Source organism: Moritella sp. 28, from assembly GCF_018219435.1.
Lineage (GTDB): Bacteria > Pseudomonadota > Gammaproteobacteria > Enterobacterales > Moritellaceae > Moritella.
In genome coordinates this window covers 809,478-823,536 of sequence record NZ_CP056121.1, presented here as the reverse complement: position 1 = coordinate 823,536, position 14,059 = coordinate 809,478, and the positions used below count along the sequence as shown (strand labels likewise).

13 protein-coding genes are annotated in these 14,059 nt (G+C 41.5%); 4 read left to right on the top strand and 9 right to left on the bottom strand.

Translation table 11 applies throughout. The features are described from left to right. The first annotated feature begins 224 nt into the window (after positions 1-224). Both yegQ and HWV02_RS03790 read left to right on the top strand, forming a co-directional pair. Positions 225-1,595 carry a tRNA 5-hydroxyuridine modification protein YegQ gene (yegQ, locus tag HWV02_RS03795; RefSeq protein ID WP_211689745.1) on the top strand — a complete coding sequence of 457 codons (1,371 nt, stop codon included), beginning with the start codon at positions 225-227 and terminating at the stop codon, positions 1,593-1,595. Positions 1,596-1,620: 25 nt separating this feature from the next. Continuing rightward, the gene (locus HWV02_RS03790; RefSeq protein ID WP_067041447.1) at positions 1,621-1,884 is read left to right on the top strand and encodes a YfhL family 4Fe-4S dicluster ferredoxin; all 264 of its coding nucleotides are present in this window, start codon (positions 1,621-1,623) and stop codon (positions 1,882-1,884) included. 79 nt (positions 1,885-1,963) lie between these two features. On the opposite strand, the gene rimJ is transcribed toward HWV02_RS03790, so the two are convergent. The 3 genes from rimJ to HWV02_RS03775 all read right to left on the bottom strand — a co-directional run bounded on the left by rimJ (position 1,964) and on the right by HWV02_RS03775 (position 3,961). Further along, entirely contained in the window at positions 1,964-2,560 is a 597-nt protein-coding gene (rimJ, locus tag HWV02_RS03785; protein WP_211689744.1) for a ribosomal protein S5-alanine N-acetyltransferase, read from the bottom strand. Positions 2,561-2,572: 12 nt separating this feature from the next. Then, positions 2,573-3,160 (bottom strand): NAD(P)H-dependent oxidoreductase, encoded by a 588-nt coding sequence (locus HWV02_RS03780; RefSeq protein ID WP_211678515.1) that lies wholly within the window; start codon positions 3,158-3,160, stop codon positions 2,573-2,575. Positions 3,161-3,433: 273 nt separating this feature from the next. Beyond that, entirely contained in the window at positions 3,434-3,961 is a 528-nt protein-coding gene (locus HWV02_RS03775) for an SCP2 domain-containing protein (RefSeq protein WP_211678514.1), read from the bottom strand. 173 nt (positions 3,962-4,134) lie between these two features. On the opposite strand from HWV02_RS03775, the gene HWV02_RS03770 reads away from it, so the two are divergent. Further along, complete coding sequence (locus HWV02_RS03770; protein WP_211674129.1) at positions 4,135-5,130, top strand: peptidase U32 family protein; 996 nt, start codon at positions 4,135-4,137, stop codon at positions 5,128-5,130. 20 nt (positions 5,131-5,150) lie between these two features. Then, a complete protein-coding gene (locus tag HWV02_RS03765; protein ID WP_211689743.1) occupies positions 5,151-6,032 on the top strand; it encodes a U32 family peptidase in 882 nt (293 codons plus the stop codon). A gap of 64 nt (positions 6,033-6,096) precedes the next feature. On the opposite strand, the gene nlpI is transcribed toward HWV02_RS03765, so the two are convergent. The 6 genes from nlpI to infB form a co-directional block, all read right to left on the bottom strand. Then, positions 6,097-6,987, bottom strand: coding sequence for a lipoprotein NlpI (nlpI, locus tag HWV02_RS03760; protein WP_211678512.1), 891 nt, complete (start codon positions 6,985-6,987; stop codon positions 6,097-6,099). 82 nt (positions 6,988-7,069) lie between these two features. Beyond that, positions 7,070-9,187 carry a polyribonucleotide nucleotidyltransferase gene (pnp, locus tag HWV02_RS03755; protein WP_211678511.1) on the bottom strand — a complete coding sequence of 706 codons (2,118 nt, stop codon included), beginning with the start codon at positions 9,185-9,187 and terminating at the stop codon, positions 7,070-7,072. A gap of 211 nt (positions 9,188-9,398) precedes the next feature. After that, complete coding sequence (rpsO, locus tag HWV02_RS03750; RefSeq protein ID WP_045111670.1) at positions 9,399-9,668, bottom strand: 30S ribosomal protein S15; 270 nt, start codon at positions 9,666-9,668, stop codon at positions 9,399-9,401. Positions 9,669-9,885: 217 nt separating this feature from the next. Further along, positions 9,886-10,851: a tRNA pseudouridine(55) synthase TruB gene (truB, locus tag HWV02_RS03745; protein WP_211678510.1), complete on the bottom strand. Its 966-nt coding sequence runs from the start codon at positions 10,849-10,851 to the stop codon at positions 9,886-9,888. Between the two features lie 2 nt (positions 10,852-10,853). Next, positions 10,854-11,279, bottom strand: a complete 426-nt coding sequence (gene rbfA, locus HWV02_RS03740) for a 30S ribosome-binding factor RbfA (protein ID WP_075477186.1) — start codon at positions 11,277-11,279, stop codon at positions 10,854-10,856. A 76-nt stretch (positions 11,280-11,355) separates the two neighbouring features. After that, entirely contained in the window at positions 11,356-14,049 is a 2,694-nt protein-coding gene (gene infB, locus HWV02_RS03735) for a translation initiation factor IF-2 (RefSeq protein ID WP_211689742.1), read from the bottom strand. Between the last annotated feature and the right edge of the window lie 10 nt (positions 14,050-14,059).

Below are 14,059 nucleotides of genomic sequence, written 5' to 3'. Positions count from 1 at the left end.
CCATCAATATAAAAAGCTCAGACTTGTTCTGAGCTTTTTTGTTTCCGATTTTGACATTACAACTTTACCAACCTTCCCTTGCAAATATCCTCGACGCCTCTCAATACGATCAAATAAAACATGATCCAGATCAACACTGAAACATTGTTCAACGCGTACAATCGCGAACCTTGATGCCCTTAGGGTATTCCCTGACTTGAACTCAGACAACAATTGAGGTTGAAATGTTTACTCCAGAATTACTTTCCCCAGCAGGTTCACTAAAGAACATGCGTTATGCTTTCGCTTACGGTGCAGATGCTGTTTACGCTGGCCAACCACGCTATAGCCTACGTGTTCGTAACAATGAATTTAGCTTAGAAAACCTAGAAATTGGTATCAATGAAGCTCACGCACTTGGTAAACAATTCTATGTGGTTTGTAATATCCAACCTCATAACTCAAAGTTAAAAACCTTCATCCGTGATTTAACACCGATCATCGCCATGAAACCAGACGCGATCATCATGTCTGATCCAGGTCTGATAATGATGGTACGTGAAGCTTTCCCTGATATGGTTATTCACCTATCAGTACAAGCAAATGCTGTAAACTGGGCTACCGTTAAGTTCTGGTATACCCAAGGTATTAAGCGTGTCATTTTATCTCGTGAACTATCACTAGATGAAATTGAAGATATTCGTTTCCACTGCCCTGATATGGAGATCGAAGTATTTGTACACGGCGCACTGTGTATGGCTTATTCAGGCCGTTGTTTATTGTCTGGTTACATTAACAAGCGCGATCCCAATCAAGGTTCATGCACAAATTCATGTCGTTGGAAATACGATGCACATGATGCTACCGAAAATGAAACCGGTGATATTGTAGCAACAGAACCAGAGATCTATATACCAGAAACTGATTCACCAGAGCCAACTTTAGGCGAAGGTAAACCGACTGACCAAATTTTCTTATTACAAGAACAAGGTCGCCCAAATGAGTATATGCCTGCATTTGAAGATGAGCATGGTACTTACATCATGAATTCAAAGGATCTACGTGCTATCCAACACGTTGAGCGTCTCACTAAAATGGGCGTACATTCATTAAAAATTGAAGGTCGTACTAAGTCATTCTATTACTGTGCACGTACAGCACAAGTATATAAACAAGCGATTAACGATGCTGTTGCAGGCCGAGACTTTGATCCGTCTTTACTGCGTTCACTAGAGCACCTTGCGCACCGCGGTTACACTGAAGGTTTTTTAAGTCGTCATACTCACGATGCATACCAAAACTACGATTACGGTTATTCAATCAGTGAAACACAACAGTTTGTGGGTGAATTCAATGGTCGTAACGATAAAGGCCTTGCTGAAGTGATTGTGAAAAACAAATTCTTAGTGGGTGATTCTCTTGAACTAATGACGCCACAAGGTAACCTGACCTTCAAACTAGAAGAATTAGAAAACCGTAAAGGCGAAGCAATGGAATACGCGCCAGGTTCTGGTCACATTGTTTATTTACCTGTTCCAGAAGAAGTCACACTGGATCACGCACTATTAATGCGTAATTTTAATAACAGTGAAGATACACGTAACCCGCATAAATAATCCATCAGGATAGAAGCAAAACCTTATGGCATTATTAATTAATGATAAGTGTATTAACTGTGATATGTGCGATCCGGAATGTCCGAATGGCGCAATTACATTTGGCGCGAAGATTTATGAAATCGACCCACTATTATGCACAGAATGCGTAGGTCATTATGATAAACCGACCTGTAAAACAGTTTGCCCGATTAACTGCATTATTACTGACCCGGATTACGTAGAAAAAGAGGAAGTATTATGGGAAAAATTTGTCATGATCCAAGAAGCGACAAAAGCAGCACGTTAACCATCGTATGCGATACCCAATAAGATAAATACGAAAACGGCGAGTGAATAACTCGCCGTTTTTATTTGTCAGTATCGACTTATAACTTATTACCACTTTGTTCTGTTCTTTCTCGCGCTAACCAGTCTTCTTTAAGCAGCGCGGTTAATATATGGTCTTGCCAACTTCCAGCAATTTTAAGATATTTTCGAGCATACCCTTCACGTTCAAAACCAAGCCGCTGTAATAACGCGCCACTGCGCTCATTTTCTGGTATGTAATTAGCCATCACGCGATTAAGTCCCACATTTTCAAACATGAACTCCAGACAACGCTGTAAAAATTCAACCATCAAACCCTGCCCTTCATAACACTTTGCGATTGAGTAACCGAGGTAACAGGATTTAAACACGCCTTGAATAATATTACTAAAGTTAGCAACCGCAACGATTTCGGATTTATCAGGCGTCATAGCAATAAAGTTTACTGCGCTCGCATCATCAAACTCTGCATGTATTTGCTTGATACGAAGCTGCCACCAACGTAACGTATAATAAGCGTCACTACGAATCGGTTCCCAAGGTGTTAAATGCATCTGATTACGAACATAATATTGACGCAGCATTTCGCTGTCGTTCGCCACCGCAACGCGGATGTCTAAACGCTTAGTTACAAATTTGGGAAATTTTGATGACATCCAACACCTCAGCTAACACTTAGCAAGATGCAACCTTGTTGAAGAAGATAATAAACCACCATTATCAACCAGCTGTTTCATCAAGCCTAAATTAGCCAGTATACGTTCTACTAAAGGAGTTTCAAATGGATAATAAGCTTCTTTACAATTATTAACCGACTCAATCGTCGCCACAATAAAATGTTCCAAAATCAAACAAGTACGATTTTTACGGAAATTGGCCATCCACAGCTCAGTGGACGAATACGCGCCACGGCAATTACTACCAACACGCAATACCGTTCCCGGTAATAAAGGTAAATTATCGTGTTCACAAAAAGCATAAAAATTATCTAGGCTTTCTTCTTCCCACTCTGGACTGACGATGATAATGGCGTCTGCAGCCCGCATTAATTGTGCAGAGACCTGCCACTCTTCTTGCCAATCCGCAATTTCATTTTTTATCGCCTTATCCCAAATAGGCAAGGTTACTTTTACAAAATCTAATAAACTCACTTTACTGAATAATTGCGACTGCTCGGCTAATTGCAATACTGATTGTGCAACCTTAATGGTTGTCGACCTGTTTCGGGTGCTGCCACTTATAACAACTAGTCTCACTTTATGCTCCTTGCATCAAAGATATTCACTACTAAATCACTTCCATATCCATATGGAATTAATATTAATCTATTGATGATATGGGGGAAGAGTAAGCGGGGTCTATAGTGATAGCTCAAAGCAATACTATAACCATACTAAGGCATGACCACAGAAGATCATAAATGACGAATATAAAGCGAATACCCACTTCGCTGCTATTATACTTATAAATATATGATGGGTATTCTCGATGCAGTGTTAGTTAAAATCGGCAAGCCGGATTTCCAAGGTTCAAGTGGTCACGTTGGCTTTTACTGTACTGCTGAATTCAGGCTCAACCAAACCTTGCTGAATAAAATCAGCTAAATAAGTCAACAATGTTGTTACTGGTTTTGGTAACTCATCAAGATCAAAACTATCGAGCATATTTTTGACTTCGAGACCCAACTCTGTATCACCTTCAATTTTTAGACGGCGTTGGAAAAACAGTGTGTCAGGATCTTCTTTACGTGCGGTAATTAATACTAACTCATTTAAATTACCTTTAAAGCTAACGTCAACTGATTCTGCTTTTGGCGCAATAATAAGTTTATTATCTTTACAACTGATAAACCAATTAATGCCTAAATCAGTGATCTCAACCTGCAGCCATTTTTGTTCAAGAAACTCAAATTCATCATCCTCTAGCCCTTCAGAAAATACCCGATTAAACACTTGTGAGAGTACTTTCTCTTGCAGTGAAAAAGGTAATATTTTAGCTGGTATCGCTAATAGCCCAGGTACAGTATGTACCAATTTACGATGTAGAGTATGTAGCATCAGAATATGCTCCTTGAATAAAAATAGTATTTTAGCGTGCCATCAGCGACCATATCCTAAGCAAAGTCAATTTAAAGTAGATTAATTCAGATAATCCTGCCCTAAATCAAATCCAATAAAACATCGATGCCTTACAATTTTTCTCAAGATTCATCGTTCAAGATACTATAACAATGGAATTACTCTGCCCTGCTGGTAATTTACCGGCATTAAAAACAGCGGTTGATAATGGCGCTGATGCTGTTTATATCGGCTTTAAAGACGATACCAATGCCCGTCATTTCGCTGGTTTGAACTTTACTGATAAAAAACTAGATAAAGCGGTCGATTATATTCGCAGTCATGATCGGCATTTACACGTGGCCATCAATACCTTTGCTCACCCAGGAAAATTAGAACGTTGGGAACGCGCCGTTGATCGTTGCGCTGACATGGGGGTAGATGCCGCTATTATCTCTGATGTAGCTGTACTTGACTACGCAACCAAAAAATACCCAGATTTAGAGTTACACCTATCCGTGCAAGCATCAGCAACAAATGTGGAAGCCATTAATTTTTATACCAATAATTTTAATGTCAGTCGGGTAGTATTACCCCGCGTATTATCTATTCATCAAGTAAAACAATTGGCCCGTAATACCGATGTTGAACTCGAAGTATTTGCCTTTGGTAGTTTATGCATCATGGCCGAAGGTCGTTGCTACCTATCATCTTATTTAACTGGCGAATCACCAAATACAGTCGGTGCTTGTTCGCCAGCAAAATATGTACGCTGGCAAGAAACCGAAAAAGGCCTAGAGTCACGCTTAAATGGCGTACTTATTGACCGCTACCAACCCGATGAAAAAACCGGCTACCCGACACTTTGTAAGGGCCGTTTTAATGTCGACGGCAAAGTGTTTCATGCACTAGAAGAGCCAACCAGCTTGAATACCCTTGCGTTAATACCAGAACTTGCACAAGCAAATATTTCAGCTGTGAAAATTGAAGGACGCCAACGCAGCCCCGCTTATACAGAGCAAGTAACCCGCGTATGGCGTGCCGCTATCGATCGTTACAAACAAAATCCAGATAAGTATCAGGTTGAAGCCGCTTGGAATAAACAGCTCGATCAGCTCTCTGAAGGTACCAGCACCACCCTTGGCGCTTATCACAGAGACTGGCAATAATAGGCATTAGTGAGAATTATATGAAATACGCATTAGGACCAATTTTATATTATTGGCCAAAACAACAAGTCGAAGATTTTTATGCTGCCGCGGTGAATTCACAGGCAGATATTATTTATCTTGGTGAAACAGTTTGCAGCAAACGCCGCGAATTAAAACCAAAAGACTGGTTAGGATTAGCCAAAGAAATTGCCGATTCAGGTAAGCAAGTGGTGATCTCAACCATGGCGCTATTAGAAGCACCATCAGAAGTTAATATTCTCCGTAAATACTGTGAAAATGGTAATTTTATTGTTGAAGCTAATGACTTTGGCGCAATCAACTTATTAGCCGAAGCAAAAACGCCCTTTGTTTGTGGCCATGCGCTTAATGTCTATAATGCTCAAGTGCTACAGTTATTAGTCAATAAAGGCATGCAGCGTTGGGTTATGCCTGTTGAGTTGTCGCGAGACTGGCTAGTGCAACTGCAAGAGGACAGCAAACTGCTGAATATCCGTGATCAATTTGAAATCGAAGTATTCGCCCATGGTCATTTACCACTGGCCTACTCTGCACGCTGTTTTACCGCTCGCTCAGAAAACAGAGCAAAAGATGATTGCGAACTTTGCTGTATCCACCACGCGAATGGCAAACCCGTCTATAGCCAAGACAATAAAGAACTGTTTACCATTAATGGCATTCAAACCATGTCAGGTTACAAATATAATCTGTTAAATGATGTGGCAAGCATGCACGATTTGGTGGATGTAGTGCGTGTGAGTCCGCTAGGAGATTCTGCATTCCAAACACTAGCTCAGTTTAAACAAGCTGCGGAACAAGATATTAAATTCGACTTGCAACTAGATCGCGAATGTAATGGTTATTGGCACCAAATAGCAGGATTGGAGACCGTGAGTTCATAACCACATCCTAGACCCAGCCCCCCTTTTGACTTCAAAGGGGTAGCTGGGAGGACATTAGATCTTCTTAGCGGTTACTTGCTAATCTTGCCAGTTCTAAACGTGCATAACCATGCTCGATAAATTCATACACATTATTACTTAATGCTAATTTGAAATAGCTTTCTGCTGCACTCTTGTCATTCATTAACAACTTGTATTTACCCAAATAAAAGTACGCTTCCGTTAAACGATGTGCCAATGTTTGGTTATAAGTTCGTTCGTGCTTATCCAGTCCATCAAGTAATTTATCCAACAATTGAGTTTCATTTATCGCTTGCGTATAGAGCGCGACGATATTCCATGACCAGCTATCATCAATGTGTTGGTCATAACGTGATTTAACTGATTTTAACGCTTGTTCTGCATTAATGTGATATTCAGGGTAATACAACCACAACGTTCTAAATGGGTCGTTAGGTGCTTCATCGTAAGCACTGATAAGGTCATCTACAGCTAATGTATAACGTTCGCCATAATACAACGCGATGCCACGATTAAGTAATACGTAATTATTTTCAGGCTCTAATTCCGCGATTGAATCATAGGCATCAAACGCTTCATCAAATTGCTCGGTCTGCGTCATATACAAACCAATAAAATTATAAGCAGGCACAAAGTTTGGCTGTAATGTTAATGCACGCTGAAAGTCAGCATGAGCCAGTGAACGTAACCCCATGCTATCAGCAAGTAAACCACGCTCATAAAAATAACGAGCTTGACGAGCCCGATCATCTTTAGCATCAAGAATAAGTTGGCTATAACGCATTAGCATAATTTCGGTTTGATAATTAACTTGTAGTGGTTCAGCGAGAATTAATTCAGAAGGCGTGCGGTCATCAGCCGAAAAAGACCCCGATAATGAACTACAACCAGAAAGTAAGGCTGCAGTAATAAATAAACTAAGACATCGTTTCATAATTAAACCACTTATTTTTGCAGATATAAAAAAGGAGCGTATCAACGCTCCTTAAAATAATCAATCTAAATATAACAACAAGTTATTCGCTAACTGGTTGCTCAGCAGGCGCTGCAGGAGCGTCCATTGCTTCTTTAATACTTAAACGGATACGACCTTGACGGTCTACTTCTAGAACTTTAACTTTAACTACTTGTTCTACAGACAGGTGATCTGCAACTTTGTTCACACGTTCTTGCGTAATTTGCGAGATATGAACTAAGCCATCTTTACCAGGTAAGATGTTAACAAATGCGCCGAAGTCAGCTAGACGTACAACTTTACCTTCGTAGATTTGACCAACTTCAACTTCAGCTGTTAGTTGGTGAATACGTTCGATTGCTGCTTGTGCTTGTTCGCCACTTGTCGCTGCAATTTTCACTGTACCATCATCTTCGATTTCAATCGTAGTACCAGTTTCTTCAGTAAGAGCACGGATTGTTGCGCCACCTTTACCGATGATGTCTTTGATCTTGTCCGTGTTGATTTTGATTGTATGAATACGCGGAGCGAATTCAGATACGTCATCACGGTTAGTTGCGATAGCTTGATCCATAACACTTAAGATGTGTAGACGTGCAGCTTTTGCTTGTACAAGCGCTTTCTGCATGATCTCTTTAGTGATACCTTCAATTTTGATATCCATCTGTAGTGCAGTGATACCACCATTTGAACCAGCAACTTTAAAGTCCATGTCACCTAAGTGATCTTCATCACCAAGAATGTCTGAAAGAACTACGCTACGGTCACCATCAAGCACTAGGCCCATTGCGATACCCGCAACAGAAGCCTTGATTGGCACACCTGCGTCCATAAGTGCTAACGAAGTACCACATACAGAAGCCATTGAGCTTGAACCGTTAGATTCAGTAATTTCAGATACAACACGTACAGTGTACGGGAATTCATCTGCAGTAGGCATAACCGCTAAAACACCACGTTTCGCTAGACGACCGTGACCGATTTCACGACGTTTAGGCGAACCTACCATACCAGTTTCACCAACACAGTAAGGAGGGAAGTTGTAGTGCATTAGGAAACGGTCAACTGTTTCGCCAGTTAGACTGTCAATACGTTGTGCATCACGTTCTGTGCCTAATGTTGCAGTTACTAACGATTGAGTTTCACCACGTGTGAATAGTGAGCTACCGTGTGTACGTGGTAGAACGCCAGTCATTACGCTTAGCGCACGGATCATTTCTGGATCACGACCATCAATACGAGGTTCGCCATCAAGAATACGGTTACGTACGATGTTCTTTTCTAAAGAACTCAGTAAATCACCTGCTTCACGCGTGTTTAGCTCTTCGTTTTCTTCTTGAAGTTTAGCGATTACTGCTGACTTGATGCCACCAACTTTAGCGTAACGTTCAGTTTTTTCTTGGATTTGGTATGCTTCAGCAAGGTCGCCTGATGCTAGTTCTGCGATTTTCGCTTTAAGCTCAGTGTTTACTACTGGTGCAGTCCATTCCCATTTTGGTGTATTAACTTCTGCTGCAAATTCTTTAATTGCTTCAACAACAACTTGCATTTGCTCGTGGCCGTACATTACCGCGCCAAGCATTTGTTCTTCGCTAAGAATTTCAGCTTCAGACTCAACCATAAGTACTGCATTTTCAGTACCTGCAACAACAAGGTCTAGTTGGCTTTCTGCTAACTCAGATGTTGATGGGTTAAGAATGTATTCGTCATTTTGGAAACCGATACGTGCAGCACCAATTGGGCCATTGAATGGCATACCAGAGATACTTAATGCAGCTGAAACACCGATTAATGCAACCAAATCAGGTTGAATTTCAGGGTTAACAGATACAACAGTAGCAACTACTTGTACTTCATTTTTGAAGCCAGCAGGAAATAGTGGACGGATTGGACGGTCGATAAGGCGACAGGTTAAAGTCTCGCCTTCACTTGGACGGCCTTCACGTTTGAAGAAGCCACCAGGGATCTTACCTGCAGCGTAAGTACGTTCTTGGTAGTTCACTGTTAGCGGGAAGAAATCACGACCAGCTTCAGCTTGTTTTTTACCAACAACACTTACTAAAACAGAAGTATCACCGATGCTTGCCATTACAGCTGCTGTTGCTTGACGTGCAATAACACCTGTCTCTAATGTAACTGTATGTTCACCATACTTAAACGATTTTACGATAGGATTCACTCTTTGTCCTTAATCTTTAATGTCTCTTTAATTTCGTCGCTAAGTATACTGCATAAAAAAATTAAAGGGCAATGTAAGTATTGGAAATAGTGAAATAAGTTGAAAAATAATTCTAAGTAGGAATAATTTGAAGGGAAATTTAAAAACAAAAAGGAGCCAATTGGCTCCTTTTTTATAATTTGTTGCCCGTAGACGTCAAATTAATTGTCGATTAACGACGTAGACCTAGACGTGCGATAAGATCTGCATAACGTGCATTCTCAGTACGTTTTAGGTAGTCAAGAAGTTTACGACGGCTAGCAACCATACGTAATAGACCACGACGGCTGTGGTGATCGTGGATGTGCTTCTTGAAGTGACCTTGAAGGTGGTTGATTTGTGCAGTTAGTAGTGCAACTTGAACTTCAGTTGAACCAGTGTCGCCTTCTTGGCGTGCGAAATCTGCAACGATAGCTGCTTTAGCTTCAGCGTTTAGTGACATAGTGGAGTCTCCAATATAGATAAATAGCTTATAGCCGACCACTCGTTCAGCTATAAGAAGAACCGCGGAGTATACAGAGGTCAGTGTATTCCTGCAATCATTTTCACTGATCAATTTACAAACGAATATGACGCATAAAAAGTCGTATAAAAAAGGCACTATTACTCACGTAACAATGCCTTTTATCTCACCCATGACTCATATCTGAATAATGGATTTATTTTGGTTCGCGAGCCTGTGTTTCGTAATTAACGATACGTTTAGGAGCGACCCTACCTTGGTCATCGATACTACCAACGCCAATGAAAGTACGCTCACCACCAACCGTCATACGCACTAAGCCTGATTCAGGAGTATTAGGTACAACAACGGGTTGCCCGTGTAATACAAAATCACCTGTCTCTGTGCTCATGTTCGCTTCCGGTAAATGACTTACCGCTGAATCAAGTGGTAGTAATAATGGATCAAGCACATCTTTCGGCTCAACACCGTCTGCATTAGCTTGCTCTACCATCTCTTCCAGCTTTTCAAACGTAATCATTCGGTCTGCTGGATAAGCGCTAACACCGATACGACGTAGCATACTCACGTGTGCACCGCAGCCCAATAGCTCACCCAAATCATCAACGATAGTACGGATATAAGTCCCCTTACTCACGTGGATTTCTAGATTAACTTCATCATTTTCATAACTTAATAATTTAAGTTCAAAAACGGTAATAGGACGTGCAGGACGATCGATAAAGATGCCTTGACGCGCATACCAGTACAAGGGTTTACCTTCGTGCTTTAATGCCGAAAACATTGAAGGCACTTGCTCTGTGTTACCACGGAAAGTATCAAGTGCAATCAATAATTCAGCATCGCTTACGCTAACAGCTCGTGTTTGCACGACTTCACCATCAGAGTCTGATGTGTCCGTACGTTCACCCAGCTTTGCAGTTACTAAGTAACGCTTATCTGAATCAAGTAAGAATTGTGAAAACTTCGTTGCTTCACCAAAGCATAACGGTAACATACCAGTAGCCAATGGATCTAAGGCACCAGTGTGACCCGCTTTAGCAGCAAAGAAAATCTTCTTTACACGCTGTAATGCATCGTTTGAGCTTATGCCTGTCGGTTTATCCAACAAGAATACACCGTGTACATCACGGCCGTTCCATCGACGACGACGTCCAGACATGACTAAGACTCTCCTTCAGGAGCGTCTTTTTCATCTGCCGTAGTGCCATAATCATCTTGCAGTTTTTTATCTTTAGCACGTACTTCAGTTACAAGACTTGAAAGACGCATACCTTCAACGAGTGTATTGTCATAAATAAAACGTAGTTCAGGTACAATTCGTAACTTCATTGCACTGCCAACTAACGAGCGGATATAACCACTTGCCGTTTCTAATGCTGCAACGCCTTCTTTGATACGTTCTTCATCATTATCAATGTTAAAGAAAGTAACATACACTTTTGCGTAAGAAAGGTCACGTGACAGATCAATACTTGATACAGTTACCATACCAACACGTGGGTCTTTAACTTCACGTTGTAAAATACGCGCAATTTCTTGTTGTAGTTGCTGTGCAACTCGACGAGAACGACTGAATTCTTTTGCCATTTTTAAATTCCTCTAAAGGAAAATGGGGACCTAAGGCCCCCATAAAGTTATTTTAATCGAACCGAGCTATTAACCGTTACAGAGAACGTTTAATTTCAACAGTTTCGAATACTTCAATTTGGTCACCAACGCGAACATCGTTGTAGTTCTTAACGCCGATACCACATTCCATACCCATACGAACTTCTTGTACGTCATCTTTAAAGCGACGTAGTGATTCAAGTTCACCTTCGTAGATAACAATGTTATCACGTAGTACACGGATTGGAGCGCTACGTTTGATGATGCCTTCAGTAACCATACAACCAGCAATTGCGCCGATTTTAGGTGATTTGAATACATCACGAACTTCAGCAAGACCAATGATTTCTTGACGGAATTCAGGCGCAAGCAGACCGCTCATCGCTTGTTTAACTTCATCAATCAAGTCATAGATAACGCTGTAGTAACGTAAATCAACACTTTCGTTGCTTACAACTTCACGCGCTTTTGCGTCAGCACGTACGTTGAAACCAAGTACGATAGCGTTCGATGCAGCAGCAAGTGTTACGTCAGTTTCAGTAATACCACCAACGCCACGTCCGATAATTGCAACTTTAACTTCATCAGTTGAAAGTTTAACCAACGAATCACAAAGTGCTTCAAGTGAACCTTGAACATCTGCTTTAAGGACGATATTCAATTCAGAAACTTCACCTGCTTCCATGTTAGCAAACATGTTATCAAGTTTAGATTTCTGTTGACGAGCCAGCTTAACGTCACGGAATTTACCTTGACGGTAAAGAGCAACTTCACGTGCTTTCTTATCATCACGTACTACAGTCGCTTCATCACCCGCTTTAGGTACACCTGAAAGACCTAAGATCTCAACTGGAATAGAAGGACCCGCACATTCGATTGGCTGACCATTTTCATCACGCATTGCACGAACACGGCCATATTCAAGACCACAAAGTACGATATCGCCACGCTTCAATTGACCTTGTTGTACAAGTACTGTAGCAACAGGACCACGACCTTTATCAAGACGTGATTCGATTACAACACCTGCAGCAGGACCTGTAGCAACGGCTTCAAGTTCTAAGATGTCAGATTGTAGTAAGATACCTTCAAGTAGCTCATCAATACCCATGCCAGCTTTAGCTGATACGTGTACAAACATGTTTTCGCCACCCCAGTCTTCTGGAATTACGTCATGTTGTGCAAGTTCGTTTTTAACACGATCCGGATCAGCACCTTCTTTATCCATTTTGTTCACTGCAATGATCAGTGGAACACCCGCTGCTTTCGCATGGTGGATAGCTTCAACAGTCTGTGGCATAACACCATCATCTGCCGCAACAACAAGCACAACGATATCTGTCGCTTGAGCACCACGAGCACGCATAGACGTAAACGCCGCGTGTCCAGGAGTATCAAGGAAAGAGATCATACCGTTTTCAGTTTCAACGTGGTAAGCACCGATATGCTGAGTAATACCACCGGCTTCACCGTCTGCAACTTTAGCGCGACGGATATAATCTAGAAGTGATGTTTTACCGTGGTCTACGTGACCCATGATAGTAACAACTGGTGCACGAGTAACTTTAGTACCTTCACCTTGTGCTTCAGCTAATACAGCTTCTTCAAGTGCATTTTCTTTAACCAAGATAACTTTATGGCCCATTTCTTCTGCGATTAGTTGTGCAGTTTCTTGGTCAAGTACTTGGTTAATAGTAACCATAGAACCTTGCTTCATCATATACTTGATGATTTCAGTCGCTTTGATCGCCATTTTCTGTGCTAGTTCGCTAACACTGACCGTTTCACCGATGCGAACATCACGTTCAACTTTAGCAACAGGCTTATTAAAACCTTGTTGCATAGCTTCTGGTGCGTTAACCGATTTACCTTGATGACGGCTATAACGGTTATCAGGTTTACGACCTTTCGCTTTACGTGCTTTACCTTTACCTTTAGGCGCTGGTTTTGCAACTTCTGCTGGTGCCGCAGGTTTTTTCTTACGAACACCCTTTTCTGAACGTGCATCTGCATCATCTTCTGCAGCTTGTGCATGAGTTGATGTTGTTACATGGTAATCTGCAGATTTCTCTTTCTTTTCACGTTCAGCATCTTCTGAAGCCCAACGTGCTGAATTCTCTTCTGCTAGTTTACGTGCTTCTTCAGTTTTTTGTTGAGCTTCCAGCTCAGCTTTACGAGTGGCTTCCTGCTCTTGCTTCTGCTTCAACGCTTCCGCTTCGCGCTTCGCCATATCATCTGCCTCTTTTGATTTAGTATTTTTCTGTTGTGTTTCACGTTTTGCTGCTTCTGCAGCAGCACGTTTTACTTTTGCTTCTGCGTCAGCTTTTACTTTTGCTTCAGCATCAGCGATTGCTTTTGCCTCTGCTTGTGCTTTCGCTTCTGCCTGAGCTTTCAGTTCAGCCGCTTCTTGCGCCGCTTTTTCTTCTGCTAATTTCGCTTCATCTTCAGCTGTAGTACGTTTAACGTAAGTACGTTTTTTACGTACTTCTACTGCAACTGATTTTTGCTTACCGCCACCGCTTGCGACGCTAAGCGTGCTTTTGGTTTTGCGCTGTAATGTTAAGCGACTAGGTTCAGCCGTATCACTACCATGTTGCTCACTTAAGTGCACCAGTAGTGTCTGCTTTTCACCTTCCGTTACCGTACTGTCGTTCGCTTTTGCTATGCCAGCATCAGAGAATTGTTGTACTAGGCGATCAACAGTAGTACCGATATCTTCGGCCAATTTTGTAATTGATACATCTGCCATGTAGTTCGAT